Here is a 26,682-nt window from a genome sequence, read left to right as displayed (position 1 = left end):
TCCTCGTATCCCAGGGGTTTTTTAGTGGAGAGAAACCACATAGGGGGAAACCACGACGCCCACTCCCCCCCCACATCTGCCGCCCCCCCGCGCTCTGACCTGTCTGTACCGCTTACTGCCTACCGCTTACCGCTGCCGCGATCCCACAGGAACGGCATGTCGCAGCCGAGCACACTTCGGACACCGGATGAGCCGGCCGGGACCGAGACGGTCGGCCTGCTGCATCGGGAACGAGGCGGTGCTGAACACGTGCCCTTCGGCACAACGGACGACGGTGCGCTCCAACGAGTCCATCAAGTCCCTGCTATCCCTTCCCCACGAGCCATTGGGCCAGTTTCCTGACCGACGACGGGGTCACATTACGGGATGAAAGGGACGCAGATCCACGCGGCACTCCGACCTCGGGACACCCCTGGAAAACCCTCGCGCGGTCCGCCCACCGTACGCCCCAACTCCCTTCACCCGCAGTCACTTCCACGCCGCACAACGCAGCCGGGCCCCGACGGCTTCAGCGTCCGGGGCCCGGCATGGGGTACAGTGTCCGGCAGTACGAGCCGCTTCAACGGCGGTACTACGCGGGTGTAGTTTAATGGTAGAACATAAGCTTCCCAAGCTTAGAGCGCGAGTTCGATTCTCGTCACCCGCTCCACGAAGAAGCCCCAGGCCAGCGGCCCGGGGCTTTTTGCTGTGCGATTCCGCTCAGTCGTCGCGTGCCAGATCCGTGCCAGATGCTTGATCATCCGGCTTCCGTGCCACAGCCCGACGAGCCTTCCGAACGCTGCGGTCGAGCATCCCGGCGACCTCCTGTTGCCGCTCCTTCTCGGAGTGCTGGTAGATCATCGCCGCCTTCTCCGAGGACTGGCCGGCGCGCACCATCGTGTCCTTCAGCGTGGCGCCGGACCGGGTCGACAGGGTGTGCCCGGTGTGGCGCAGGTCGTAGAACCGGAAATGGTCGGGCAGACCCACGACAGCACGGGCCTTGCGCCAGTACCGGCCGAAGGTGCTGCGGCGGAAGGGCTTGCCGCGCTCGCCGACGAAGAGCAGCCCATCGGGGCCCTCTTCGGCGTAGGACTCCAGGTGCCAGCGCAGCTCACGTCCGAGGAACGCGGGCAGGTAGATCGTGCGGGTGCCAGCGTCCGACTTGGTGGCACCGGGAGCACGGCGCCCGTTCACGCGCTCCGGTTCGGCGACCCGCACTGTGATCCTCAGTTCGTTCAGGTCGACGTCCCTGCGACGCAGGCCGGCCAGCTCCTCGGGACGGGTCGGCCCGTACGCACCGAGGTAGACCATCAGGCGCCAGCGCATACCGATCGCTTCGGCGAGGGCATCGACCTGCGCCACGGTGGCGGTGGGCCGCTCGTCCGCCTTCTCTGCGCCGGCGCCCTTGATCCGGCAAGGGTTGCGTCGGATCAGTTCGTCGTCGACCGCCGTTTCCATGATGGCCTTCAGCAGCCGGTACGCCTTGGCCGTCACAGACTTGGAGCCGTTGGCGAGCTGATCCGTGCGCCAGGCCCGCACCCGCGGGGCGGTGATCTCGTCGAGGTCGCCGTCACCGAAGGTGGGCAGGATGTGCTTGGCCAGCAGCCGCTCGTACAGATCCACGGTGAGCACGCCGAGTCCGCGATCCTTCACCCACGTGGCCGCGTACGCCGCGAAGTTGACCCCACCGGCATAAGGGTCGATCCAGTCGCCCCGCCGGATCTCGGTCTGCTTCTCGGCGAGCCAGTCATCAGCGTCGTTCGTCGTCTCGAAGGTGACCGGGGCCGGGCGCATGACGCCGTCGGGGCCCGGATAGCGCGCCTGGAAGCGCCCGGAAGGGAGTTTCCGGATGGCTCCGAAACGGCGCCGTCTGCCCTTGTCATTGGCCATCAGGCAGCCCTCCCGTAGCGGACACGCGAACGCGTGCGCGGCTCGACCGTGCGGGAGTCGACGAACTCACGAAGCGCGCGCTCCGGGATGCGGACGTGCCGGCCAACCTTGACGTACGTGATGCGACGTTCCTCGATCAAGCGCCGGGGGAAGCGGACGGACGTGCCGAGGATCTCGGCGACCTGCTCGACGCTGAGATAGCGGTCGTTCATGGACTACTCCCCCTCTTCCTGTGCTGAGTTGACGCGCTCTTCGCGCGCGAGCTGGCGGTTCTGCTCGATGTCGCGGCGGATGTTGGCAGCGAGCCAGGACTCGCCCGGGGTGTGTCCGTGTCCGGCGTAGGTCCAGTGCGCGAGCGTGAGCGTGGTCTCCTCCGGGATGTCGTCGGGGTCGGGCAGCCCGAGGGCGGCGCGGTGTTGGGCGGCGCGGTAGTCGGCGCGGACCTGTCGCAGCGCGCCGAGGGTGGTGGAGTAGGCGCGGGATTTGGTGGAGAAGTGGCCGCGGAAGCCGAGCATGTGAGCCCACGCGCGGAGCTTGCGGTCCGGGTAGGCGGCGTGCAGGTCGAGGCAGGCTTCGATCAGGCGCCGGGGGTGGTCGGGGACGTCGAGCAGGACCAGGGCTTCCTTGTTGCCGATCGGGCGGTCGACGGTGCCGGTGGTCTCGGCGGCCTTGGTGGCGTACTTGGCGACGTAGGAGGCCACGGCCTGTTCGGTGATCTCGGAGCCGTCCCCGAACGCCTTGATCTCGCGCACGTCGAGGCGGTCACCCCAGCAGAAGACGCGGGCGGGATGCTCGCCGGAGGCGTCCAGGTCGACGCGGACGCGAGCAGCCGCGGCGTGGATGGCGTCGGTCAGCAGGGCGACGGTTGCCCAGTGCGGGGGCGGACTGTCGGGACCGTCCGGCCCGTCGAAGCGGACCACGGCATGGAAGTGGATGGCGCCGCGCTTCTGGTACTCGGCGACCTTGCCGAAGGACACCTTCGACTGCTCCCGGGCCGCCTTCTGGGTCAGGCCCGCACGGGCGGCGATCTCGCGGCGCAGGTAGATCGTGAAGAAGCGCCACAGCTCGGAGGCGTGGTTGTTCCACAGCACCGCCCCCGCGTAGTCGTAGCTGTCCGGGTCGAGCGGGGTGCCCAGCTCGGGCGCGCCCTCCGGGTGTCGGGTGCCGCAGCGGCAGGGCCGGTTGTCGGGCCGGTTGTGGACCGGGCCGAAGCTGGGGGCGGTCAGCGTGGCGAAGACGCGGGGATGATCGCGCAGTGTGCGCGGGGTGCCCTTGTCCGGGTCGCCGACGAGACCGGCGCGGATCAGGTGGTAGGTGTCCCCCGCGTAGGTCCACGCGCAGGACGGGCAGCGCGAGGCACGGCGGTTGCCGCACGCGATGCGGAGCCGTCCGCCCGGCTCGGTGTCGGTCGAGTAGGAGAACAGGGCCTGTCCGGTCGCGCGGTCGCGAGTGACAGTCGAGCCCTGGAGATGGATGGGGTCGGAGCAGCCGCCCGTGCGCTTGATCTGGTCTTGGATGCGGTCGAAGCCCGGAGACCCGGCCACCCTCAGCACGTCGGCGAGGGTGGCCGGGTCCAGGCCCGCCATGGTGGCGGTGTCGTTCATCAGGCACCGCCCTGGCGCTTCTTGCGGGGCCGGTCGGAGTGATAGCGGCTGGTGCCCAGGTCGCGTCCGCCCTCCTCATGGCGCGGGGCGTTCGGGTTGCGGTCGTTCCAGTCCTCCGCGCACACCTTGTGGACAGGCTCACCGGAGTGGGCGCGCAGCGGGGTCGGCTTGCCGCACTGAGTGCAAGAGCAGTTCCCGGAGTGGTCGTAGTGCTGGCTGGAGTTCCAGTTCAGAAGACCCATCCCGATCACCGCCCAACGCGGGCGAGGGTGGCGGCCGGGGTGGTGTGGCCGTGGCCGTTGCAGGTGCGGCAAGTGGCGGCGAGGGTCTGGCGGGAGCCGTCGCGGTTGCGCAGGCCGGTCGTGATCGCGACGACGGGGAAGCCGTCGCAGTCGGCGCAGATGCGTGCGCGGGCAGGGGTGGGCTGGGCCATGATGGAACTTCCTTCCGGATCGTTTGGTTCGGGCAGGAGTCACGGCTCCGGAGCGGACGAAACTTGGCGGTAGAGGCCGCTCCGGGGCCGGTCAGCGGTTCTTGATCTCGCTGTTGATGAGCGAGCGGACGACGAGCGCGACGATCGCGAGCGAGCCCGCGGTGATCGCGACGGCGAGGAGCATGGAGACCAGCACGGCGCCGACCACGAGTACGGCTGCGGTGCCGCCACCGACCAGCAGCGCGATCGAGCCGGGGGTGAGCTGGACCGTGGGCCGGGTGGTCGCGGCCGGGGCGGGAGCCGGGTGCTGGCAGGAGCAGGCGGCCGGGGCGTGCTGGTGACCGTCCACGGCCGTGGTGTCGAGCGGGATGATCTGGCCGGTGGGCTGGTCGTTGACCGGGATCTTCGGGGTGAACACGAGCGGTCCTCCTTTCCGGGGCAGGTCAGTTGATGAGGGAGCCGACGGCGGGGCCGAGGAAGCTTCCGGCGATGAGGTAGCCGCCGAGCAGCAGCAGGATCACGAGCCAGATCGGCGGGCGGGCGAGCTTGATGCCGAGCCATCCGACGACGAGCGCGGCGAGCCAGAGCGGGACATCCACGACAGGTCTCCTAGGCGGTGCAGCGGTGGGTACGGGCGGCGAGTTCGGCACCGGAGCGGTTGTCGTACTCCGTGGAGAAGTCGCAGCGGGGCGCGGTGCAGGCGGCGGCGTGACGCTCACGTCCGCGGCCGTCGAAGAAGGTGGCGACCTGGACGGGGCCGAACTTGCGGACGTCGCGGAAGCGGCGGTAAGCGGTCATGACAGGCGGTCCTTTCAGGTGAGTTGGAGGTGGGCGGCGATCGAGTCGACGACCGGCCCGGGGAGACCGAGCTGGGCGCGCAGGTTGGCGACCGGAAGTGGACTTCCGGTAGTCGCGCGGTGGTTGTCGGCGAGCTTTCGGGCGTGGTCCAAAAGGGCCGGCGGGACGCTGGACGGGACCGGCGCGGGCTCCGGAGCCGCTTCGGGAGCGGGGAGTTCAGCGGGCGCGGGCGACTCGGGGCGCTCATCGAGTCCGGGCGCGGGGTCCGTGCGGTGCAGGTCGACCGCGGGCGCGTCCTCGGTCCGCTCCGGGGCAGCAGGCTCCGCGGTCGGGGTGTGGACGAGGAGAGTGCCGCCGAGGAAAGCGAGCGCGGGCCAACCGGCGACGACGATCCGCAGCCAGGCCGGAACATTGGCCAGGTCGAGGAGTCCGGCGGTCGCGATGTTGGCGCCGAGCGAGGCGAACAGGGCAATCACGAACCAGGCCCAGGCGGCACGGTCCCGGCGGGCGGTCCGCAGGCGCCGCCAGGCCGCAACGAGCAGCAGATCAACGCTGATCGGGTAGGCCCAGGCCTTCCAGCCGGACTGTCCGGCAGCGGAGGCGAGGTCGTGCAGGTGGGAGAAGGACAGGGCACCGGCAATCACGGCCTGAACGAGTACGGCGTCCACGCGGATCGATCGGTTCATGTCGCTTCACCTCCTTCGAGCGGTTGGGCCGGGGGCGGGGCGGGGAGTCGTGTCCGGCCGCCCAGCCCCGGGCGGTCATTCGACGGGGGCTTCGCCCGAACCCAGGCAGGTCAGGCAGAGTCCGGACTGCTGGCCGACGACGCGGTGCTTGCGACCGACGCGGACGGTCCGGGCAACCTCCCCGGAGCCCTTACAGGTCGGACAGGCGGTGCTGGGCGGTGCGGGGGCGGGCTTCTCCGTGCGGGCCATGGGTGGTGCTCCTTCCGGATTCGGGCATGGGCGGGGTAGGGACCTGGCGCGAGGCGGTCACGCCAACCGGGGTGAGCAGAAGGTCAGAAGGTGGCCGGGGCCTGCTTCGGCATGGGCGGGATGATCAGCGTCGGATCGAGCGGCACGACCGGCCGGAACGGCTCCAAGGCCGGGAGATCCGGGATCAGGTGAACGGACTCACGGCAGGCAGCCACGGTCTCCTCGACCGAGGTCAGCGGGGTACGGATACGTCCCCAGCCGCCGGAGGCGTCCGCGGCAACGGCCTGTCCGGGGCGGTCGGCGGGGATCGTGCACGCGGCCGGGACGGACTCCGGGGCCACGTCGTTGAGCCCCATCTCCGCGGTCTGCTTGTCATTGACCCGGTGCACCACCCGACCGGTCAACTGGGCGCGGAGCATGGTCGCGCCCCTGCCCAGCTCCGAGCCGAAGCGCTGCCCACAGATCTCCAGGTAGATGCCAACCGCCCGGGAGAGCTGGGCCAGCCGGATCATCCCCGTCACGATCCGCTCGCGGCGCTCCTCGTCCTTCTTGGAGGAGATCAGGAAGAGTTCCGCGATCTCATCGACCAGGACCACGATGGGCGCCGGACGCAGATACTCAGGGAGTTCCCACAGGTCTGAGACAGCGTGCTTGGCCAGCAGATCGAAGCGATCTTCCATCTCCGCAACCAACACATCAACCAGCGAGGCGGCATCGTCCGGGGTCGTCGCCAGCGCCGACAAGCGCGGGGCGTAGCGGGACTGTTCGACCCCGCGCTTGCAGTCCATCCCGACCAGGGCGACCGGCAGTTGAGCCAGGCCCTTGATCAGGTTGCGCTGGTACATGGACTTGCCGGACTGGTTCGCGCCCAGGGTCAGCGCGTGCGGGATCTCGCGGTAGTTCCGTACGTAGGCGGTTCCGTCGTCGCGGAGGGCGACCGGGACCACCAGATCGCGCGGGGTGGCCTTCTTCGGCATCTGCACCCGGCGCAGCAGGTCGAAGCCGGTCATCCGCAGCTCCACGAAGCCCGGCTTGGTCGGGCGGACGTGGACCGAGTGGACACCCCAGGCGTGCCGCAGCCGCTCGGAGGCCGCGGCCAGGTCGGCGGGCTCCAGACCGGCGGGAAGCCGCAGCGTGACCCGCAGACCGGACGACGTTCCCCACACCCGGCGGATCTTCGGAGCCACCGGCCGGACCTCATGACGAGCGACCCGGCGCGACATGAACGCCCGCAGTCCCGACGGCTGCACCGTCAGCCCGCACACATCCATGGTGTTCCGGTACGAGAGGGCGAACCGGCCGTAGGTCAGCGGCAGGCCGACCGCCGCCCAGTACGCGCGCGGTGCACGGACCTTGGCGTAGCCGACGCCACCAGCCGCCGCTAAGGCGCCCGACGCCTCCAGCCACACGATCGGGTCAGCCATGATCAGGCCACCGTCGTAATGGCGATCGCGCGGAACGAGATCCCGTGGCGCTTCTGGCCGTTGAACTCGTTCTCCCAGTCACGGGCCTTGAGACCGGTCACCCGGACCGGGATACCCGGGGTGAGGTTCTCCGGGAGACCCGTCTCCGGGATCGTCACCTGGTAGAGGTTCCCCTCTCCGTCGTCCGAGACCAGCAGGCCCACGGTCGACAGCGCCACACCCGGGTTGTCCCGGTCCATGGCCCGCTCGCCCGTCTTCTGGTTCACCAGCTTGGGCGTCGGCGCGGTCGCCACGAACACCACGGCGGTCTGAAGGTCGATCTTGAAGGAAGGCATTCCTGTCCCCTTGCGCTCAGACTCGGTCCTCTTGGACCCCTTGCTCAACTTGTTGGTACAAGCTGACACCTATGAGAGTGGGGTACCGAGAGTGAGACGTCAAGCACTTCGCGCGAACATGTACCAACAAGTTGAGCGAGTGCGTCATGATGGGGGCATGGGTAAGCAGCCGAAGTACCAACAGGTGGCCGACGCGCTACGGCGCGAGATCGACAACGGCACGTACGGCCCCGGTGCTCGACTGCCCTCCGAGGCTGAACTCGCTGCCAGGTTTGACGCGTCGCGCAACACCGTCAGGTCCGGCCTGAACCTGCTCGTAGGCCAAGGCCTCATCTCATCGAGCCAAGGTCTCGGCTACGAAGTGCGCAAGTACGAGGTGTTCGAGCTCAACGCCTCACGCTTCGAGAACTTGACCTTCCCGCAGAACGGCGACGCGTACTCCACTGACGTGTCCAACGCGGGCAGGTGCCCTCACCAGACCTTTCGGGTAGAAGTCACCACCACCCCCGAGTACGTCGCCGAGCGGCTGAAGGTCGAGACGGGATCCCGATCTGTCTTGCGGTTCTGCCATCGATTCGTCGACGACATCCCTTGGTCGACTCAGGCCACCCACTACCCGGACTGGCTCGTCACACAGGCGCCGAAGCTGACTGACCCCGGGGACATCGCCGAGGGCACGACGCGCTATCTCGCGAACCTCGGTACCGAGCAGATCGGGTACCGCGACGAGATCGCGACCCGCATGCCAACCCCGGAAGAGGCTCGCCTCTTGGAGATCGGCGCTGGCGTTCCCGTGCTGCTCTGGACGCGCACCGGCTACTCAGCAGACCGGCCGATCCGCTGCACGATCACCACCATGCGCGGCGACCTCAACCGCATGAACTACGAGATCGGTGACCTGTCGGGTCTGGACGAGAGCGAACCCCAGTGATCATCGCCAACGCCACTCCTGAAGACCTTGCCCACCTGCTTGCCTTCCGCCAAGAAGCCGCGGATTGGATCAGCCGACTCGGCAGTGACCAGTGGAGCCGACCGTATCCGGCAGACCGGCTGTTGAAGACCATCGAGCAAGGCACCGTCTTCATGCTGCGGGACGGAGAGAAGACCGCCGGGACCATCACCCTCACCCCCGAAGCGGAGGAGGGGTTGTGGACGGAAGAGGAGTTGGCGGAGCCGTCGTTGTTCGTCAACAAGCTGACGATCTCCCGTGACTACGCTGGGCAGAACTGGGGCGGGCGACTGCTGGATTGGGCCGATGACCGGGGGTACAGAGCGGGCGCCAAGTGGATTCGTCTCGACGCGTGGACGACCAACGAGCCCTTGCAGCGCTACTACTTGGGCCAGGGGTTCCAGCATGTGCGAACCGTCCTGCACGGCGGCGCCGTCAATGGAGGCCCACGCGTCTCGGGATGGCTAGCCCAACGCCCCACACGGGTAGCCGAGCACGGACTCACCGACCGGACAGGCTGCCCGCGACCCATGACCGCCTGAGCTGTTACAAGTTTCTCTACCTCATCAAGCACCCGGCTGCGCTCCGCTCCGCCGGGCGGGCTTCCCGGCTCCGCTCGGGGCGCCGCTCCCGCCTTCGGCCCGCTCCGCCCCGGCTGCGCCGACGCCCGCCCACTGTGGATAGGCCCGGAGGTCATGAGTCGAGCCCCTGACGAACCCGGCCACCGGTCAAGGACGTGCCTCCGGCGGGGGATCGGCCGGCACCGGGATGGAGGGGGCGCCGTTCCCGGCCGCGGGCAGATCGTGGCGAGCGTTGGGGGCTCCCATCCCGTCCACCGTCGACCCAGGCAGAGCCGAGCAGACGCGGCCCATGGCGTCCAGGTCGTTCGTACAGTGGCGCGCTCCACCTGGACGCCATGAACCACGCCCGCTCCACGGTGTGTGGGTCGACGGCGGACGGGATGGGAGCAGGGGTGAGTGGTGGGTTGAGCAGGCGAGTGCCGTCACTGTGTTCACAAAAAAACCACAATGAACGCGACCTGTGCATAAACTGACTGTGTGACGGATGAACAAACTGACCTCGTCCTCGTCGAACTTATCGACCTGGTGAACAAGACCAACACCAGCGTGAGCCTGACGGTGCTGGTCAACGGTGGTGCGCTGTCTGGTCGCCTCGTGTCCAACGAGGTCTGGTTCCAAAGCCGAGCAGAGCTTCTCAAGGGTGTAGCCGACGGAGACGGGGTTGGCCTGCACACTCTGTACGAGAAGTGGCACGAGAGGTTCGCCGAGCTCAATAAGAACGCGCGGGAGGCGGGCGAACTTAAGGTTGCTACGGAGTACATGGATGCGATCGAGAGCGTCTCGAACCCGAACTACCTCCACCTGGTCGACACAGTCCTGTTTGGTACGCCAAAGGGGCAGGGAGTCCCGTTCGCCTTCCGGGTGAACATCGCCGATGTAAGCGCGTGGTCGTTCGGCGCAACCAGCTAGAACCGTCGCGGGTAAGTGTCTAACTGCGTGACAACCGCGACGCACAACCACGAAAAAGCGTGGACGTCAGCGGACCATCAACGCAGGTGACAGGCATAGCAACCAAAGGACAGCGGCCATCCCAAGTTGCTTCGGGACCAAGAGGTCCCTTTGCCAAGAACAACCGCGCGGATCGCCGCGAAACCATGTGTGGACGAGGCAGCCTCCACGCAGTCCGGGGGTATAGGCACTCCGGGGCATCCCGCGCAGTGGGATGCCCCGGAGTAGCACACGTCTACCGAACCGTCGGAGTTGACTGCGTGGCCGTCGGCTCAAGCGGCGCCGCAGGAACGTCAGCCTTCTTGTCCCCCGAGTTGACGAAGACCAGAACAACGACGGCCACGCACACGCAGAAGAAGGCGAGAAACACCAGCCGCTGCTTCTGCACCTCCGCCACGCGTCCCTTTTCGTCGTCGGCGATGATCCGGTACTTGGTCGTCCGGTGCTCGAAGAACTTGCTGAACGAATCCTTGGGGAGGTTCTTAACCACCCGAGCTACGGCCAGCATCGCGACTGCGACACCGGCAATGAGGACGGTCCCAACGGACGAGGAACCGTCAAGGAGCTGGAAGAACACGACTGCGGACCCTTTTCAATGAGGTCGGCTAGACATGAGCACACCGAAGGCTCGCTTCACATAAGCCTCGAAACCTACCGAAAATGGGCATGGCTTTGATGTGGTCCAGACATGCCTATTCGGACGGAGCGCTGACCCGATCGCGGAGCCAAAGAATCTACCGGGCACGCGAAATGAGCAGCGAACGCTCAGGTCAAGCCGGTGAATTATCGCCTTCGCCGATCATCGAAGGCGCCGGCTGAGCGTCGAGTTACGCCTCGATGCGATTCTCGGCCTTGCGGCCCCGGTTCCACGCGTGCGCGACGAGTCGGTATGCCGTCGAGACACGAGACCCCGTACCGCTGTTGTTGAAGCCACCCCGCGACGATTGACTGAGGATCTCGGAGCGCCACTTGGCGGCGGTTCCCATGGCCTGGATCTTCCGAGCGAGTTCCTTGTCATCGACAAGGTCGCCCCACCGCCCGAGGAACATGCCGATGCCGCCCAGGAGCATGCCGTCCCAGGTCTCCGCGGAACGCCCCCAGGATTCCTCGGCCACATCGAGTGTGCGGTCGAAGACGGAGGCACCGTAGCGGTCGACGATCTGAAGGGCGCCGGAGACCGCGCCCACCCCGTTCGTAGACGTCGACCCCAGCGCGAGTCCGTGCTTTTCGAGAATCCGGTCGGTGTCGACAAAGAGAGGGACGCCGCCCGTGAGCCCTACGTGGTATTCATCGATGGGGCGCGGCTTGTGGGATTCCCGATTCTTGATCAGGAAGAGAATGGCTTCCTGAGCCTGCGTCAGACCGTGGTGGATCTCCGCCATGATCGTCGGAATGCCCGCGAGAGCGCAGGCGCGCCAGCGGTGCTGCCCATCGACGATGTAGAGGTCACCATCGGGACGCTTCGAAACGATGATGGATCCGATTGCCTCGCGCACCATGCCGTTGGCGATGTTCTGCGCGCGCTTCTCGTTGAGGGTCCTCTGAGCCTGCGGATCGATGTTGAGGTCCTTGATGGAAACCGGAACACCGTAGTCGACGTCATGCTCAGGCAGCTCAAACGTATACCGAGCCTTAGGCATAGCTGTGCCTCTTCCAGCGCTGCGTTAGGGGGAGTTGCGGCTAAAGCCGGGATTTTGGGATACAGCGCGGCGCATATCTAATCACACCTGCCCCCCTCGCGCAATCCGCCCTCTTCCGAGGTCGACCGCACCGAGGTGATCAACTAGCCGTCGCCTCGGTTCAGCAGCGAAGTACCCTGCCTGTGGTACCCGTTGATGTCGTGAGGTCGTCCGCACGACAAGGGTCGGCCGCCTCATCACTCAAGCCCGTGCCAGTTCCGTGCCAGGTTGAGCGGGGAGCCACGGGGAACGGCGGGCGTCGGGGCAGAAGTGGCGGGGGCCCGGTAAGCCACTTCCCCGCAGGTCGGACACTCAATTCCCCCTAGATCACCCAAGCTTCCCAAGCTTAGAGCGCGAGTTCGATTCTCGTCACCCGCTCCACGAAGAAGCCCCAGGCCAGCGGCCCGGGGCTTTTTGCTGTGCGCGTTCGGTCAGGCCCCGCGTGCCGGACTCGTGGCAGATGCTTGAGCGGGCGCGCAACCACACCAGTTCATCCACCGAGCGGAGATCGGCAACAGGGCCCAGAAGTGTGGTCAAGCTGACGCCAAGAATTGCCACCGCCCCCCGTGTGCGCCCCAGAGCGGGCCATGCTGGTGCCAGTTGCATGAGGGGGCGGGCCATGGGGTCCACGCAAGGGCAGGCGGCCGAGTCGAGCATCTTTGTCACGCGTTCCGTGGAGGAAGCGAGCCACGTGCTCTCAGAGGTCTACTACGACCTGCGGCTCGAAGTCAGGAGGGCGGACGCGGAGGACTTCGTCACCCGGATCAACATGGCCGACCTCGGCGCGCTGACCGTCGGCGACGTCAGCTTCGGCACCGAGATCAGGACGGGCTACTGCGAGCCGGGTTTCTACCACGTCTGCGTTCCGCTCGTAGGCGGCTTCGGGGTCCAGGAGGGCTCCACCCCGCCCGTGTACACCACCACACGCAAGGCCATCATCTACGACCCGGCCCGGGACATCAGCGTCTACGACTGGTCGCCCGACTGCCGTGTCCTCGCCGTGAAGGTCGACAAGCTGGCCATGCACCGCCAGTTGGAAACCCTGCTCGGCAGGCCGTTGGGGCGGCAGCCACGCTTCAAACCGTATGTGGACATCACCCGGGGCCCCGGCCGCAGCTGGGCGAACCTGACTCAGTGGAGTCTGCTGGACTGGGACATCCCGCAGGGCCTGCTGCATCAGCCCCTCATAGCGGGCCGGTTGGAGCAGACCCTGCTCCAGGGGCTGCTGCTGGCGACCGATCATTCCTACCGTGCCCAGCTGGAGGCCGCGCCGCCACCGATGCGCCCGGCCGCGGTCAAGCGGGTGATGGACATCGTGCGGGAACACCCGGCGGAGCCGTACGACGCGGGCCGGCTCGCAGCCGTCGCCCAGGTCAGCCTGCGAACCCTGCAAGAGGCGTTCCGCAAACACGTGGGCATGTCCCCGATGGCCTACGTCACCGAGGTGCGCCTGCAGCGCGTACGGATGCAGCTGCGGACCTCGCCCCCGGGCTCGGCGACCGTCACCGATGTCGCCTACCAGTGGGGGTTCGCGCATCTGGGCCGGTTCGCACTGCGCTACCGGACCCGGTTCGGGGAAACCCCCTCCCAGACCCTGCGCACCCCCTGACCAACGGCGTTCCGCCTTCGACCGCGCAGTGTCGAGACTGCCGCTGTCCTGGCCGACGTGCATATGTCTCGCGCTTTTCGGACAGTGCCGCGCAATCCGGAGCGTTGCCCACTGCCCCAGCGCCGTAGCCTCCCCTCAGCGTTACCGAAAGCGTGGAGGACACGGCGTGAACGGGACGGGTGGGGGAACTCCGCCCGCCCGGCTCAGCAGCGGGAGCCCCGGACCCCGGCATCCGCTGCCGAGCTCCACGGAGGTAGGCGTGGAGCCCTGCCCATGTGTCTCCGCGGACACATCGGGGTCAGTCGCATATCTGTCGCTGCCGAGGTAGTAGAGCATGCAGTCCAGTTCCCCGCTTCCCGAACGATCGGTTCTCGTCGCGGAGTTGAATCGCCAGTGCATCATTTTCCTGGGCGACAACATAAAGGACGAGTGGAGTCTTCAAGGGTTGACAGCGAGTTTCGAGCTCGGCCGACAGTCGGGGAAACAGATCGTGGTCGACCTGTCCGAGGCCCAATTCTTCAGTGCGGAAGCCCTCGGTGTGCTGCTTCAGCCCGTACGTAGACACGAGAATCCGGTCTGCCTGGCGGGGCCGCTCAGTTCAGTGACGCGTAGACGACTGGAGGTGACGGGAACATTTCAATTTTTCGAGGTGTTTCCCACACTCCTGGACGCGCTAGCCCACAGGTCAGGCTCCGGCCGTACAGCAGCGAAGTACAGCAACTGCAGAGACCAGTCACGTGCGTCGGCAGCCACACGTGACCGGTGCACGGCCGACACGACCGTCAATGGTCGCTCCGCATAAAGCCACGGATCAGAACCCACGGCGGCTCTCGCCGCGAGGGAGGGATCAGTCCACGGCGATCAGCACGCCTCCCTCGTCGTCGTGCCAGCCGATACTCACCGCCCCGTCGCCGACGGCGAGTACGTCGAGTCCCCTGCTCTCGTCCGGAACGGTCATGGCCGGCAGCCGCAGGGTGTGGAGCAGTCGCCCGGTGCCCGAGTCGAGGACGATCAGGTCGGCGCGGATCCGGCGCCCCGTGTCCTTCCCTGTCAGGAGCGGCTGGCGTACGACGTACACCCGGCCGTCGGCGATCTCGGGGAACCCGTACTCCTGGCCGGTCGGCGCCCGCAGCTGCCAGGCAAGGTGTCCGTCCCGGGTGCCGTAGGCGCGCAGGAGAGTGTCGTGGTCCTCCTCGGATACGTCACCGAGGTCGATGGCCGACAGCAGGATGCCGCCTCCCGCGGCGACCGCGTCCCACGCGTCCGCGGCGGTGAGAGAGCGCGCAGTGGCCCCTTGGCGGTTCACGTCGAGCAGTTGAATGGCCGGCGGGTGGTCCGGATCAGGGATGACCAGCGTGTGCTCGCCTCCCCTTTCCATCAGCCTGGGGGCCGCGATGTGTTGCTGCCACAGAACCTTGCCCGTGCGGTTGTCGATGCCGAGCATGAGGTTGTACATGCCCCTGTCGGGGTTCGTCACGTTGCAGACCAAGGAGACGACGCTCAGGTGGCCCGGCAGGGCGTACGCGGTGACCACGAGTACGTCGGGGCAGGATCTGGGCGTCTTCGCGGTCCACAGGCTCCGGCCGTCGCGCTCGGCGAAGGCACGCACGGCACCGGGGGCCTCGGTGAGAGCTTGGCCGCCGACGAGCGCCGTGGTCCGAAAGCCCTTGGCATGCTGGATGTCCACGTGCCACAGCGGCTTGCCCGTGCGCAGATCGACGCCGATGAGCCTGCCGTCACCGAAGGCGGCCACCACGGTGCGTTCCGACACGTCGAACGTATCCGCACCGGCCTCCGAGTCCGGGCGCTCGTAGCGCCAGTACTCCTTGCCGGTCCGCACGTTCAACGCGGTCATGCCGGAGAACGAACCTGTCTGCTGTACGTACAGTCCGTGGACCAGGGCTCCGTCGAATCCCGAAGTCCGACGTACGACGCGTTCAGGCGCGAGCGGGGCACCGGCGCCGAACGCGGCGGGGAAGGGACCCTGGGCTCCAGTGACCATGTCCTGTGGCTGGTGCCTGGGCACCCACAAGCTGCTCATCCCGAGGAGGAGCAGCGCGATGAGCAGACCCCACAACTGAACGCGGGTCGGCGCCGGCGCCACTCCTGGTTCTCCCAGCAAATTCATCCGTCGCGCCACGACAGCCCCCCGGTCATGTCCCTGATCACCATGCCCGATCGCGGAGGGATTCGCTGTCCTTTTGTGGTGCTCGTTCTCCGCGTCAGGGAGTGACGATGGGGAAGCCCGTGTCGGGCTTGGTGACGTAGGAGAAGAGGCGGGTGAGGAGGGACGGGTCGCCGGTTGTCGTGATGCCGTCCAGGCCCTTTCCGGCGAGGACGCCGAGGAGTTGGGGCTTGGTGAGGGTGAGGGTGAGGGCCGCTTCGGTCCTGGGGGTGGTCACCGTGCGGTGGGTGAGGGCGCCGTTGTGGAGGGTGAGCCGGTGGCGGCGGTCCTCGTCGGTGAGGACGAGGTCGATGGTGAGGTCGTCGTCCCAGGCGCGGGGGCCGTCGATGCGGATGGCGATCGAGTCCAGGACCATGTCGGTGGTCAGGGCCATCGCCATCTCGGGGTTGGTGGTGTCGATGGTGATCTCGTTGACGCCGTGACGCAGTTCCATCGCGGAGGTCAGATAGAAGTTGCGCCAGGTGCCGTTCTCCGCGCCGTGGCCGAGGCGGTCGTAGACGCCGGCCAGGGTCTGCTTCGCGTCCGTGTGGTCGGGGGCCGCGAAGACGACGTGGTTGAGGAGCGTGGCGGCGAAGCGCAGGTCGTCCGCGTCGACGTACTCGCGGGCCTTGGCCAGGGCCTGGTCCGGGCCGCCCAGCGCGTCGACGTAGCGCTTGGCCTGTTCGACCGGGGGGTGTTCCCACAGGTGGGCCACGTTGCCGTCGAACCAGCCGAGGTAGCGCTGGTAGATCGCCTTCACGTTGTGGGAGACCGAGCCGTAGTAGCCGCGGGCGTGCCAGGAGTTCTCCAGCGCCGGGGGCAGCTGCATCTGCTCGGCGATCTCCGGGCCGGTCAGGCCGTCGTTGAGCAGGCGCAGGGTCTGGTCGTGGAGGTAGGCGTACAGGTCGCGCTGGGTCGAGAGGAACGTGACGACGTTCTCGCGGCCCCAGGTGGGCCAGTGGTGGGAGGCGAACGCGACGTCGTAGCCGTCGCCGAAGTACTCGATGGCCTCGTCCAGGTAGCGGGCCCAGATGCGGGAGTCGCGGACCACGGCGCCGCGCAGGGTCAGGATGTTGTGCAGGTTGTGCGTGGCGTTCTCGGCCAGGCACAGGGCGCGCTTGTCCGGGAAGAGGAAGTTCATCTCGGCCGGGGCCTCGGTGCCGGGGGTGAGCTGGAAGACGATGCGGACGCCGTCGACCGTCTCCTCCTGGCCGGTGCGGGTGATGTCGAGGGTCGGCGGGATGAGGCTGATCGTGCCGTTCGAGGTGGTCATGCCCAGGCCGGCGCTGATCTGGCCGTCGGCCGATTTGGGCAGCCGGTCGCCGTACATGAGGATCGCGCGGCGGGTCATGGCGTTGCCCGCGTAGACGTTCTCGCTGACCGCGTGCTCCAGGAAGCCCTCGGGGGCGAGGATCGGCACGCCGTCCTCGGTGCCGCGGGGCAGGACGCCGCGCGAGCCGCCGAAGTGGTCGCCGTGGGAGTGCGTGTAGATGAGGCCGGTGACGGTGCGCTCGCCGCGGTGCCGCCGGTACAGGGCGAGCCCCGCCGCGGCGGTCTCGACGCTGAGCAGCGGGTCGATGACGACGACGCCGCGTTCGCCCTCGACGAGCGTCATGTTGGACAGGTCCAGGCCGCGGATCTGGTAGACGCCCTCGCACACCTCGTACAGGCCCTGCCGGGAGCAGAGCTGGGCCTGGCGCCACAGGCTCGCACTGGCCGTCGGCGGGCACTCGCCCTTGAGGAAGTCGTAGGCGTCGTTGTCGTAGACGACGCGGTCGTCCTTCCCCATGATGACGGCCGGGACCAGGGCGTCGATGAAGCCTCGGTCGGCGTTCTCGAAGTCGGTGGTGTCCTCGAAGGGGAGGGCGGTCATCTTTCGCTCCGTCCAACAGGGTGAAACGGGATGCTTCATCTCAACACCGGGCGGGCCGGGCCGCATGTCGGCGTCTCACGCGGGCCGCCCTGCAATCCACGACTCGGCTTCGGTGACGGCCCGTTCGAGCGGGGCGAAGAGGGCGCCCTCGGCGGGGAGGATGCCGCCGGGGCCGAGGTCGCGGTCCAGGCCGGTGGCGGTCAGGAGGCGTACGAGTCCGGGTTCGGCTCCCGCCAGGATCAGGCGGCCGCCCTGGGCGTCGAGTCCGTGGACGTACCGGCGGAGCACCTTGACCACGGACGAGGACGGCACGTCGGGGACGCCGCGCATGACGAGGATCAGGACCGCGCCGCGCGCGTCGTCGGGGCGCGGGAGCATCGCCTCGATGCGGTTCATCTCGGCGAAGAAGCTGACGCCGTCGTAGTAGAGGACGGTGACCTGGCCGGGCGGAAGGTTCGCGGGCGGCTCGCCGGTGAGCCAGTCGTCGCCGGTGGCCGGGTCGCGGGTGAGGGCGACGAGGCGGGCGCGGCGGGCGGCCTGGGCGCAGTACAGGAGCAGGGAGAGCACGGCGCCGAGGATGATGGCCTGTTGCAGCGGGAGCTGGGTGGTGGCGAGGAAGGTGAGGATCATCGCGCCCGCCGACATCCAGGAGGTGCGCAGGACGAGGACGATGTCGTGGCGCTTGCCCCAGATCAGTTCGCCGCCGACGACCAGGATGAGGCCGCCGATCACCGGCATCGGGATGCGTTCGGCGAGCGAGCCGCAGACCAGGACGATGACGGCGAGCATGACGCCGGAGAAGACGCCGGCCCAGCGGGTGCGCGCGCCGGCCGAGACGGCGACTCCGGTGCGGGACAGGGAGCCGCCGGAGGGCAGTGACTGGAACAGGCCGCCCGCCACGTTCGCCAGGCCCTGGGCGGCGAAGTCGCCGTTGACGGAGGAGCGGGAGCCGTCGGGGTTCGGTACGGAGGGGCCGATGCCCGCCGCCTGGGCGAGGCCCACCAGGGCCACGGCGACCGCGCCGCCCAGGAGGTGCGGCACCGCCGACAGGTCGGGGGCGGAGAAGCCGGGCAGCGCGGCGGGGATGCGGGCGATGTCGCGGACCAGCTCGACGTCCGTGCCGAGCACCGCCACGGCGACGGACGCGACGACCATGGCGATCAGCAGGGCGACGGCTTCCAGGCGCCGGACGAGGCGTGCCAGCGCCCATACGGCGATGGTGGCCAGGGCGACCAGGGTGGCGGCGAGTTTCCACTGGCCGATGTGGGCGAGCCAGTCGCCCAGCTGGTAGAGGCGGTTGTGGCCCTGGGTCTGGTAGCCGGTGGCGTCTTTGAGGACGCCGGTGATGATCTGCAGGGCGATGCCGGTGGAGAAGCCGGTCATCACCGCGTTCGACACGAACGACATGACCGCGCCGAGCCGCAGCACCGCCATCAGCAGCATGACGATGCCCGCCATGATCGTGAGGGTGGCGATGTTGCCCGCGTTCTTCGGGTCGAGCCCGGCGTCGGACAGGACGCTCTGCGAGGTCAGGGCGATGGCGCTGGTGAGCGTGGTGACCATCAGGACGGTGCGGGAGGTCAGTGAGCCGACGATCGCCGGGACGACGCCCGCGTAGAGGCCGGCCACCGGGTTGAACCCGGCGATGGCCGCGTACGCCATGCCTTCGGGGATGGAGAACAGGCCGGTGACGAAGCCGGAGCCGACGTCGGACGGTTTTGGCTTGCCCAGGGACCTTCGCAGGGATTCGCGCACGGACTTCCCCGGGGAATTGCCCGGGGAATTGCCCGGGGAATTGCCCGGGGACTCGCGCAGGGAGGGGAGTCGGAGTCGGTCTCTGAGCTTCGGCATGCTCAGCCCGCCGGTCGGGACGGCGTCATGGCACCCCGCTTCCTGATGAAGTAGTGCCTTCAAGCTCGCATCGCGGCCGACAGCGCGCATCTTGGACGGCGGGCCGTCGGGGAGTGACACATCGACGAGCGGCATCGACGAGTGGCATCGACGTCATCATCATCGGAGCGTGGAGGGCCCGCCCTCCTCCTTGGGTGGCGCGCCCTCGGGTGGCTCGCCCTCGGGTGGTGTGGTGCCGTCGCGCAGTGTGTCGGCCGCGGTGCGGGCCTGCTCGGCGCGTTGTCTGTGTTCGACGGCTTGCCAGGCGCTGTGCCGTTGTTCGTGCTCGTCGGCGAGGCCGTCCTCGGCTTCGGCGAGCGCCTCGGCCGCCGCCGCGGCCTGCTCCCGGAGCCGGTCCGCCCGGATGTGCAGGACCTGGAGCGGCAGCGGGCCCTGCGTGGCCATCTGCGTGAGGGAGGCGCCCACTTCGCGGTTGACGGCGTCCTGTTCCCGCAGGTCCATCTCGTCCGAGCGGCGCAGTGCCGCCTGGCTGCGTTCCAGGCGCTCCTGGCTGGCCGCCAGCAGCCCCTGGGACCGGACGATCTGTTCGTACGAGCGTTCCCGCACGCTCGGAGCCGGATCTCCTGCGGAACGGCGCCGTGCGTCCAGTTGCCATTCCAGAGCGGTCAGTTGGTCCTGCCACGCGCCCACGATGGCTTCCCGCTCGTCGGCAGCGGCTTCCCGCCGGTCGGCGATGGCCTCCCGCTCGTCGGCGATGGCCTCCCGCTGATCGGCGGCGGTCTCGCGGATGTCAGCGGTGCGCTCGCGCTCGTCGGCGGCCCGTTGTCGCTCATCGATGCCTTGCTCGCGCATGTCCTCGGACTGTGCGCCGTCGCTTGCGGCACAGGGTCCGTCCAGCGGGTCGGTGCCCATAACGGCAGTATCCCTGAGCCAAAGGATGACGCGCAGGGGTGACGCAGGACGTGACGCAGGTCGTGATGAACGCGCACGCGTCGCACGTGGCGGTGGCTGCCGATCCGGGCCGGACCCGTGCCGGGGCGAGCGTCGGAACGCCGGCCGGGAGGGGCTGTCCGGCAGCCACAACGGCCCGGAGCAGACCCGCCTCGCGCAGCGCTCGCCAATGCCGCGTACGACTGGATCTGCTCAACGGCAGCACGGCCGGCAGAGCTGCTGGGGCGCCGAAGACCGCAAGGACGACAGACACGGCGCGAAGCCGCACAGCCCGTCGCCCGGGCCCACACCCGGGTGGTCCTTGGTGAGCCGTCGACGCTCAGCCGTTCAGCGCATTGCTGATCTCCCGAAGGCGGCTTGCTGGCAGAGCGAAGGCGTTGCCGGGGTTTCGGTACGAATGACCGCCGTCGCTGATACGGACGCCATCGGTGAGGCTCCAGTGGGCCGGAGCCCATTGGCCCTGGTTCTTCAGGAGCATGCCGGCCACGTCAGCGGGCTCCTCGATCACGGTGAGAGCGCGGAGCGCATGGGTGAGGACCGCCGGGGCGTCGTCGGGAAGTTGTGCGTCGCCGAGTGCCGGAAAGAGCAGCAGAAGACGGGCGCCGGTGTCGGCAGCATCCCCTGTCGACAGCTGTCGAGCGACGGACAGCAACTCCGGCCAGCCGATGCCGGGGCCCATGAAGTGGCCGTCATCCACGGCGAATGTCTCCGCTGCCGGCCACGTCGGGTGATGCATCAGATAGTCCACCCCGCGTTCTCCGTCGAAGTTGCGGTAGACGACGTGGATGGTGTGCCCGGAGCAGAGAGGCACGCCGAACGTCGGCCACGCCTCCTCTGCGGAGAGCGCATCGCAGAGCCGCATGGCCGCGTCCCAGTCGGGTCCGAACGCCGCCCGTTGCGCGTCCTCACCGCGCAGGCAGGTGCCGAGGTGAACGGGCCAGAACAACGGATCGGCGAGGTAGGCGCTGCCCTCGACCAGCGGACCGCCTTCATATCCGGGGATCTTCAACACACCGGGATCATGGCACCTGTGCCGCTCCACCGGGACGTGAGATCCGGCGGAGGACGTGGCGCGGATGCGGGCGGTCCTGCCGCGCGTCCTTCCGTACGGACGTCCGAAGGCTCGCCCCCCCGCTGGGCCTCGGCTTCAGGAGCGCGTCCCTTTTCGTGATCGGGATCGGACCGATCGCCCTGGGCTGCACCGTGAAGGCGTCAGCCTGAGTGCGGCCCGGGCCGCCCGGCCGGCAACCCGGCAGGCGGGCCGGACCGATGAGGGTCCGTCAGACGTTGACGCCGAAGTCGAGGGCGATGCCGCGCAGGCCCGACGCGTAGCCCTGGCCCACCGCGCGGAACTTCCAGTCGCCGCCGTGGCGGTACAGCTCGCCGAAGACCATCGCGGTCTCGGACGAGGCGTCCTCCGAGAGGTCGTAGCGGGCGATCTCGGCGCCGCCCGCCTGGTTCACGACCCTGATGAACGCGTTGCGGACCTGGCCGAAGCTCTGGCCGCGCGACTCCGCGTCGTGGATCGACACCGGGAAGACGATCTTGTCGACCTGGGCGGGGACGGCCGCCAGGTTCACCTTCACGCTCTCGTCGTCGCCCTCGCCCTCACCCGTGAGGTTGTCACCGGTGTGCTCGACGGAGCCGTCCGGGCTGGTGAGGTTGTTGTAGAAGACGAAGTGCGCGTCCGAGATGACCTTGCCGGACGCGTCGCACAGCAGGGCCGACGCGTCGAGGTCGTAGTCGGCGCCCGTGGTCGTGCGGACGTCCCAGCCCAGGCCCACCAGCACCGCCGTCAGCCCGGGCGCCTCCTTGCTCAGGGACACATTGCCACCCTTGGCCAGGGAAACTCCCACTGCTCCTACCTCCATCGTTCGCATCGTCGCGCTCGGCGACCCGGTGTGCCGTCACCCCGTCAACGTGTGCGCCGAGGCGATCGTTCCTATGGTTGCGCAATGCTTAAAGTAATGACCATGAAGCCACTCACCCCACAAGTCCGGGAACTCGCCGTCCTCGACGGCGGGCCCGCCCACGGGCTGCGCCTGCGCGTCACGGACCGGCCGTCGGTGGTGCAGATCACCCGTCCCTGCGAACTGGACCGCGCGGAGAGTCCGGGCGAGTCTCCGGAGTTGCGGGCCGAGGCCCTGTACGTCTACCGGCGTGACCTGAGCAGCCACGACGAACCCTTGCGCTACGGGTTCGACGGCGCCAGCCCGTGAAGTCCCCCGCTACGGCCGGCCCGGCTCACCCGGCTTCACCACCGGCTCCGCACCCTCTTCCTTCATCGCCTGCGTCTCGCTCTTGAGGATGCGCAGCGACTTGCCCAAGGAGCGGGCGGTGTCGGGGAGCTTCTTCGAACCGAAGAGCAGGATGATCACCAGGCCCAGGATCAGCAGGTGCCAGGGCTCTAGGGCGTTGCGGAACATCGGGCCACCTCTTGTCGGGGGTTCGCGGTGTGCGGCTTGCTCATGCTTACTTGCTACATTGCGCAACCGTACAACCTTATGCATCCACAGGACGAGGGCATACAGATGACGCGGACATCCGAGGCGCGGGCCGGGGGCGCCCGGCGCCGGGGCGGGCGGCGGCAGAAGCGGCGGCTGCGGCCGATGCTCGTCGTCGGGCTGTCGTTCCTCGTGCTGCTCACGGCGGGCGCGGGCTGGCTCTATCTGCAGCTGAACGGCAACATCGACACCTTCTCCGCGGACGGCGTCTCCAAGAACCGGCCGGACGCCGACGCCTCCAAGGGCGAGAACGTGCTGGTCATCGGCACCGATGCGCGTACCGACGGCAACAGCGACCTCGGCGGCGGCGACAAGAGCGACATCGGCCGCTCCGACACCGCGTTCCTGCTGCACGTCTACGCCGATCACCGGCACGCCGTCGGCGTCTCCATACCCCGCGACACCCTGGTCACGATCCCGCCGTGCAAGCTGCCCGACGGTTCGTGGAGCGCGACGCGGAACGACACCATGTTCAACGCCGCGTACTCGACCGGCGAGACCGCCAAGGGCAACCCGGCCTGCACCCAGAACACCGTCGAGAAACTGACCGGACTGCGCGTCGACCACACCGTCGTCGTCGACTTCAAGGGGTTCTCGAAGCTCACCGACGTCGTCGGCGGCGTCAAGGTCTGCCTGCCGAACGACATCTACGAGAACGATCTCAATCCGCATCGCGCCAGTCAGGGCGACCGGATCTTCAAGAAGGGCGCGCAGACCGTCTCCGGGCAGCGGGCGCTGGACTACGTACGCATCCGGCACGGCATCGGCGACGGCTCGGACATCGGCCGTATCAAGCGCCAGCAGGCCTTCGTCTCCAGCCTCATCAAGAAGATCAAGGACGACGGGTTCACGCCCACCCGGCTGCTGCCGCTCGCCGACGCCGCCACGAAGTCCATGACCGTCGACAGCGGGCTCGGGACGGCCGACAAGCTGCTGTCCTTCGCCATGTCGATGAAGGACGTGGATCTGCACAACACGAAGTTCATCACCGTGCCCTGGAAGTACCAGGGCAACCGGGTCGCCGTCGTGCAGCCCGACGCCGACGCCCTGTGGGCCTCGCTCAAGGACGACCGCACGCTCGACGGCAAGGACGCCAGCGGGGGGAAGTCGGCCCGGGCCGCCGCGTCGAGCGCCGCGCCCTCGGCCGACGCCACCGGGGACGTGGACGGGGGCGGGGCCTCCGTCGCCGTCTACAACGGCACCCGCACCGCCGGCCTCGCCGGGGACGCCGCCGACCTCCTCACCGGGCACGGCTTCACCGTCACCGCCACCGCCAACGCCGCCACCCAGGACCACGCCACGACCACCATCACGTACGGCGGCGGCAGCGGTCAGAAAGCCGGCGCGCAAGCCCTCGCCCGGCTCTTCCCCGGCGCCGAACTGACCGGTGGGGACGGGCTGAGCGTCGTGCTCGGCGCCGACTACGCCCCCGGCGACGAAGCGGCGGCCTCGGCGTCACCGGTGCCGACCGCCGTGCCGTCCGGCGTCGCCGCCGAGGCCCGCTCCGCCGACGACGACATCTGCTCCCACCTGTCCTACGGCTGAACTGGTGACGGCTCTTTCTGCGTCTGCGGCATCCGGCGGCGCAGGGCGATCAGCGCCGCCGCGTACAGCGCGAGGACGGCCGCGAGCAGCGGGTAGTAGACGAGCGGCAGGCCCGTCATGCCGAGCAGCGGGCCGAGCGGGGAGAGCGGCAGCAGGATGCCGACGGCCGCGAGGGTGATCGCCGAGCGGCGCACCGGAACGGGGATGCGGCCCTCGGCGGTGCGGCGGCCGGTGCGCAGCAGGAGCATGACGAGGGCCTGGGTCAACAGGTTCTCGGTGAACCATCCGGCGTGGAAGCCGTCCTGGTCGCCCAGGTCGAGGGTGCCCGGCAGACACCAGGCGAGGACGCCGAAGGTCGTGAGGTCGGCGAGGGCGCCGAGCACCCCGAAGCCGGTGAGCGAGCGCAGGAAGGCGCGCGGCCGCAGCACCGTGGGCCGGCGCAGCGCGGCCGGGTCGGGGCGGTCGTAGGCGAGGGCGAGCTGGGCGCCGTCGAAGCACAGGTTCTGCACCAGGACCTGCGCCGGGAGCATCGGCAGGAACGGCAGCAGCAGCCCGGCGGCGAGCATCGCGATGACGTTGCCCAGGTTGGAGGAGAGCGTGATGCGCAGGTAGGAGGCGATGTTGGCGCTGGAGTGCCGTCCCGCGTCGACGGCGTGGCCGATGGCGGTGAGGTCCTTCTCGGCGAGCACCACGTCGGCGTCCTCGCGGGCCACGTCGACGCCGTCGCGGGGGCAGACGCCGACGTCGGCGGCGCGCAGCGCGGGCAGGTCGTTGACGCCGTCGCCGAGGAAGCCGACGGTGTGGCCGCCCCGGCGCAGGGCGGCGACGACGCGGGCCTTGTCGGCGGGCGTGCAGCGGGCGAACACCGTGGTGCGGGCGGCGAGTTCGGCGAGCGCCCGGTCGTCGAGGTCCGCGGTCTGCGCGCCGACGGCCACCTCTCCGGGGTCGATGCCGAGGTCGCGGCAGGCGCGGGCGGCGGTGGCCGGGTGGTCGCCGGTGAGGACCTTGACGGTGACGCCTTGGCCCGCGAGGTCCCGTACGGCGTCGTGGGCGGTGTCGGCGAGCGCGTCGTGGAAGGCGACGAAACCGCGGAAGTCGAGACCCCGCTCGTCGGCCGGGGTGTAGGCGCGGGTGCGGGCCTGGCGCCGTGCGGTGGCCACGGCCAGCAGCCGGACCCCGTCGCCGGCCGAGGAGGCGGCGCGGGCGAGGAGCTTGTCCCGCTCCGCCGGGTCGTCGAACGCGCACCGCCCGACGACCTCCTCGACCGCGCCCTTCACGACGAGCAGGTGGGTGCCGAGCGTGCCGGGTTCCCGTACGACGGCGGTGGCCAGGCGGCGTACCGGGTCGAAGGGCAGCGCGTCGACGGGGTCGTACGTCTCTACGCGGTCGAGGTCGGCGTCCGCGAGGAGGGCCTCGTCGAGCGGGTCGGGGTGGGGCAGCTCGGCCGCCTGGAGCGTCCACCACGCGGAGACGGCGGCCCAGTGCAGCGCGTCGGGGTCGGTGCGCTCGGTGTCGACGACCGGCCGGTCCTGGGTGAGGGTGCCGGTCTTGTCGACGCACAGCACGTCGACGGCGCCGAGGTCGTGCAGTGCCGGGAGCCGCCGGACGATGACGCCGTGGGTGCGGGCGAGGAGGGCGGCGCCGCGGGCCAGGCAGGTGGTGACGATGACCGGCAGCATCTCCGGGGTGAGTCCGACGGCCACCGCGACGGCGAACGGCAGCGTCTCCAGGCCCCGGCCGCGCAGCGCCGCGTTCGCCATCAGCACCAGCGGCGGCGTGATCAGCATGAACCGGATCAGCGTCCAGGCGATCCCGTGCACACTGCGGTCGAAGGCGCTGAGCGGGGCCGTGGAGCGGCCGGTGCCGTCGCGGGAGCGCTCGGCGGTCCGCCCGCGGCCCGTGCCGCGCACCGCCGCGAACCGGGTGTCCGCGCCGGTCGCCACGACGATGCCGGTGCCGCTGCCCGAGGCGACGCTGCTGCCCTGGAAGCACAGGTGCGCGCCGTCGCCCGCGGCCGGCGCGTCCACGGGGTGCTTCGCGGCGGGCGCCGACTCCCCGGTGAGCGCGGCCTGTTGCACGGTGAGGCCATGGGCCTTGATCAGGCGCAGGTCGGCGGGGACGAGGTCGCCCGGCGCGAGCCGGACCACGTCGCCCGGCACCAGGTCGTCGACCGGGATCTCGCGGGCCTGCGGTTCGGCCTCGGCGCTGTCTCTGCGCCGGACGCTCGCGGTCCCCGCGACCAGCTCGCGCAGCCCGGCGCCCGCCCGGTCGGCGCGGTGCTCGCCGTGGGCGCGCAGCGCACAGCTGACGATCACCAGGGCGAGGATGACGCAGGCGGTGCCCCACGCGGAGACGAGCGCGGAGACCAGCCCGAGGCAGAACAGGACGGCGGTGAACGGGTCGCGCAGGCTGTGCCAGAACCGTACGGGCAGGGAGATGGGCCGGGCGGCGGGCAGGGTGTTCGGGCCGCAGCGGGCCAGCCGGTGCCCGGCCTCGGCCTCGGTCAGTCCGCGCGGGCCTGTGTCCAGGGCGCGCAGGGTCTGCAGCACGGTCTGGTCCCCGGCGACGACACCCACGGGGGTCGCCCGCCGGGTCCCCGGACCGGAGTCGGACAGGGCCACGGCGGCGCC

General features: G+C 69.2%; 29 protein-coding genes and 1 tRNA gene. 8 read left to right on the top strand and 22 right to left on the bottom strand.

Translation table 11 applies throughout. From position 1 onward, the window contains the following. The first annotated feature begins 575 nt into the window (after positions 1–575). Positions 576–649 (top strand) — tRNA-Gly (locus tag ACFVDP_RS37235). A 50-nt stretch (positions 650–699) separates the two neighbouring features. On the opposite strand, the gene ACFVDP_RS37230 is transcribed toward ACFVDP_RS37235, so the two are convergent. From ACFVDP_RS37230 to ACFVDP_RS37175, 12 genes are all read right to left on the bottom strand, one after another. Next, positions 700–1,869, bottom strand: a complete 1,170-nt coding sequence (locus ACFVDP_RS37230) for a tyrosine-type recombinase/integrase (protein ID WP_383499879.1) — start codon at positions 1,867–1,869, stop codon at positions 700–702. Further along, positions 1,869–2,081, bottom strand: a complete 213-nt coding sequence (locus ACFVDP_RS37225) for a helix-turn-helix domain-containing protein (protein WP_383499876.1) — start codon at positions 2,079–2,081, stop codon at positions 1,869–1,871. The genes ACFVDP_RS37230 and ACFVDP_RS37225 overlap by 1 nt, the downstream gene beginning before the upstream one ends. Before the next feature lie 3 nt (positions 2,082–2,084). Beyond that, a complete protein-coding gene (gene repSA, locus ACFVDP_RS37220) occupies positions 2,085–3,473 on the bottom strand; it encodes a replication initiator protein RepSA (RefSeq protein WP_383499873.1) in 1,389 nt (462 codons plus the stop codon). Then, complete coding sequence (locus ACFVDP_RS37215) at positions 3,473–3,715, bottom strand: hypothetical protein (RefSeq protein WP_383499870.1); 243 nt, start codon at positions 3,713–3,715, stop codon at positions 3,473–3,475. The genes repSA and ACFVDP_RS37215 overlap by 1 nt, the downstream gene beginning before the upstream one ends. Positions 3,716–3,720: 5 nt before the next feature. Next, on the bottom strand, positions 3,721–3,906 hold the full coding sequence (locus ACFVDP_RS37210; protein WP_383499867.1) for a hypothetical protein: 186 nt from the start codon (positions 3,904–3,906) through the stop codon (positions 3,721–3,723). A 91-nt stretch (positions 3,907–3,997) separates the two neighbouring features. Then, positions 3,998–4,324: a SpdD-like protein gene (locus ACFVDP_RS37205; protein ID WP_383499864.1), complete on the bottom strand. Its 327-nt coding sequence runs from the start codon at positions 4,322–4,324 to the stop codon at positions 3,998–4,000. Positions 4,325–4,349: 25 nt separating this feature from the next. After that, entirely contained in the window at positions 4,350–4,505 is a 156-nt protein-coding gene (locus ACFVDP_RS37200) for a hypothetical protein (RefSeq protein ID WP_383499861.1), read from the bottom strand. Positions 4,506–4,515: 10 nt separating this feature from the next. Further along, positions 4,516–4,704 (bottom strand): mobile element transfer protein, encoded by a 189-nt coding sequence (locus ACFVDP_RS37195; protein ID WP_383499858.1) that lies wholly within the window; start codon positions 4,702–4,704, stop codon positions 4,516–4,518. A gap of 14 nt (positions 4,705–4,718) precedes the next feature. Further along, positions 4,719–5,390, bottom strand: a complete 672-nt coding sequence (locus tag ACFVDP_RS37190) for a DUF2637 domain-containing protein (RefSeq protein ID WP_383499855.1) — start codon at positions 5,388–5,390, stop codon at positions 4,719–4,721. Positions 5,391–5,465: 75 nt separating this feature from the next. Continuing rightward, entirely contained in the window at positions 5,466–5,639 is a 174-nt protein-coding gene (locus ACFVDP_RS37185; RefSeq protein WP_383499853.1) for a hypothetical protein, read from the bottom strand. Positions 5,640–5,722: 83 nt separating this feature from the next. Next, entirely contained in the window at positions 5,723–7,063 is a 1,341-nt protein-coding gene (locus ACFVDP_RS37180; RefSeq protein WP_383499850.1) for an FtsK/SpoIIIE domain-containing protein, read from the bottom strand. Between the two features lie 2 nt (positions 7,064–7,065). Further along, the gene (locus ACFVDP_RS37175) at positions 7,066–7,398 is read right to left on the bottom strand and encodes a hypothetical protein (RefSeq protein ID WP_383499846.1); all 333 of its coding nucleotides are present in this window, start codon (positions 7,396–7,398) and stop codon (positions 7,066–7,068) included. A 157-nt stretch (positions 7,399–7,555) separates the two neighbouring features. Here ACFVDP_RS37175 and ACFVDP_RS37170 point away from each other — a divergent pair, with 157 nt between their 5' ends. The 3 genes from ACFVDP_RS37170 to ACFVDP_RS37160 all read left to right on the top strand — a co-directional run bounded on the left by ACFVDP_RS37170 (position 7,556) and on the right by ACFVDP_RS37160 (position 9,837). Next, positions 7,556–8,329, top strand: a complete 774-nt coding sequence (locus ACFVDP_RS37170; protein ID WP_383499843.1) for a GntR family transcriptional regulator — start codon at positions 7,556–7,558, stop codon at positions 8,327–8,329. Continuing rightward, positions 8,326–8,889: a GNAT family N-acetyltransferase gene (locus tag ACFVDP_RS37165; RefSeq protein ID WP_383499840.1), complete on the top strand. Its 564-nt coding sequence runs from the start codon at positions 8,326–8,328 to the stop codon at positions 8,887–8,889. The genes ACFVDP_RS37170 and ACFVDP_RS37165 overlap by 4 nt, the downstream gene beginning before the upstream one ends. A 516-nt stretch (positions 8,890–9,405) precedes the next feature. After that, positions 9,406–9,837, top strand: coding sequence for a hypothetical protein (locus ACFVDP_RS37160; protein ID WP_383499837.1), 432 nt, complete (start codon positions 9,406–9,408; stop codon positions 9,835–9,837). 274 nt (positions 9,838–10,111) lie between these two features. Here the strand turns inward: ACFVDP_RS37160 and ACFVDP_RS37155 are convergent, their stop codons facing one another. Together ACFVDP_RS37155 and ACFVDP_RS37150 are read right to left on the bottom strand one after the other, a co-directional pair. Further along, on the bottom strand, positions 10,112–10,453 hold the full coding sequence (locus ACFVDP_RS37155; RefSeq protein WP_383499834.1) for a hypothetical protein: 342 nt from the start codon (positions 10,451–10,453) through the stop codon (positions 10,112–10,114). A 250-nt stretch (positions 10,454–10,703) separates the two neighbouring features. Next, the gene (locus ACFVDP_RS37150) at positions 10,704–11,516 is read right to left on the bottom strand and encodes a DUF6551 family protein (RefSeq protein ID WP_383499831.1); all 813 of its coding nucleotides are present in this window, start codon (positions 11,514–11,516) and stop codon (positions 10,704–10,706) included. Between the two features lie 658 nt (positions 11,517–12,174). Between ACFVDP_RS37150 and ACFVDP_RS37145 the strand changes: the two genes are divergently transcribed. After that, positions 12,175–13,164, top strand: a complete 990-nt coding sequence (locus ACFVDP_RS37145) for an AraC family transcriptional regulator (protein ID WP_383499828.1) — start codon at positions 12,175–12,177, stop codon at positions 13,162–13,164. A 334-nt stretch (positions 13,165–13,498) separates the two neighbouring features. Continuing rightward, positions 13,499–13,966, top strand: coding sequence for an STAS domain-containing protein (locus ACFVDP_RS37140; protein WP_383499826.1), 468 nt, complete (start codon positions 13,499–13,501; stop codon positions 13,964–13,966). 45 nt (positions 13,967–14,011) lie between these two features. Here ACFVDP_RS37140 and ACFVDP_RS37135 read toward each other — a convergent pair whose 3' ends face one another. From ACFVDP_RS37135 to ACFVDP_RS37110, 6 genes are all read right to left on the bottom strand, one after another. Then, the gene (locus ACFVDP_RS37135) at positions 14,012–15,166 is read right to left on the bottom strand and encodes a PQQ-binding-like beta-propeller repeat protein (protein WP_383499823.1); all 1,155 of its coding nucleotides are present in this window, start codon (positions 15,164–15,166) and stop codon (positions 14,012–14,014) included. Positions 15,167–15,386: 220 nt separating this feature from the next. Next, complete coding sequence (locus ACFVDP_RS37130; protein ID WP_383499820.1) at positions 15,387–17,201, bottom strand: alkyl/aryl-sulfatase; 1,815 nt, start codon at positions 17,199–17,201, stop codon at positions 15,387–15,389. 75 nt (positions 17,202–17,276) lie between these two features. Further along, a complete protein-coding gene (locus tag ACFVDP_RS37125; protein WP_383499817.1) occupies positions 17,277–18,956 on the bottom strand; it encodes a SulP family inorganic anion transporter in 1,680 nt (559 codons plus the stop codon). Positions 18,957–19,211: 255 nt separating this feature from the next. Then, complete coding sequence (locus ACFVDP_RS37120; RefSeq protein ID WP_383499814.1) at positions 19,212–19,964, bottom strand: hypothetical protein; 753 nt, start codon at positions 19,962–19,964, stop codon at positions 19,212–19,214. A gap of 358 nt (positions 19,965–20,322) precedes the next feature. Beyond that, a complete protein-coding gene (locus ACFVDP_RS37115) occupies positions 20,323–21,015 on the bottom strand; it encodes a hypothetical protein (protein WP_383499811.1) in 693 nt (230 codons plus the stop codon). A 268-nt stretch (positions 21,016–21,283) separates the two neighbouring features. Then, the gene (locus ACFVDP_RS37110) at positions 21,284–21,859 is read right to left on the bottom strand and encodes a TerD family protein (RefSeq protein ID WP_383499885.1); all 576 of its coding nucleotides are present in this window, start codon (positions 21,857–21,859) and stop codon (positions 21,284–21,286) included. A gap of 117 nt (positions 21,860–21,976) precedes the next feature. Here ACFVDP_RS37110 and ACFVDP_RS37105 point away from each other — a divergent pair, with 117 nt between their 5' ends. Continuing rightward, on the top strand, positions 21,977–22,222 hold the full coding sequence (locus tag ACFVDP_RS37105) for a hypothetical protein (protein WP_383499808.1): 246 nt from the start codon (positions 21,977–21,979) through the stop codon (positions 22,220–22,222). A 9-nt stretch (positions 22,223–22,231) separates the two neighbouring features. Here ACFVDP_RS37105 and tatA read toward each other — a convergent pair whose 3' ends face one another. Then, positions 22,232–22,429 (bottom strand): Sec-independent protein translocase subunit TatA, encoded by a 198-nt coding sequence (gene tatA / locus ACFVDP_RS37100; protein WP_383499805.1) that lies wholly within the window; start codon positions 22,427–22,429, stop codon positions 22,232–22,234. A 105-nt stretch (positions 22,430–22,534) separates the two neighbouring features. On the opposite strand from tatA, the gene ACFVDP_RS37095 reads away from it, so the two are divergent. After that, positions 22,535–24,052: an LCP family protein gene (locus ACFVDP_RS37095; RefSeq protein WP_383499802.1), complete on the top strand. Its 1,518-nt coding sequence runs from the start codon at positions 22,535–22,537 to the stop codon at positions 24,050–24,052. Here the strand turns inward: ACFVDP_RS37095 and mgtA are convergent. Next, entirely contained in the window at positions 24,043–26,673 is a 2,631-nt protein-coding gene (gene mgtA / locus ACFVDP_RS37090; RefSeq protein WP_383499799.1) for a magnesium-translocating P-type ATPase, read from the bottom strand. The genes ACFVDP_RS37095 and mgtA overlap by 10 nt on opposite strands. Between the last annotated feature and the right edge of the window lie 9 nt (positions 26,674–26,682).

The organism is Streptomyces sp. NPDC057694 (assembly GCF_042799415.1).
Classification (GTDB): Bacteria; Actinomycetota; Actinomycetes; order Streptomycetales; family Streptomycetaceae; genus Streptomyces.
The sequence above is the reverse complement of the archived record's forward strand: the minus strand, read 5'-3'. Positions and strand labels throughout refer to the sequence as shown.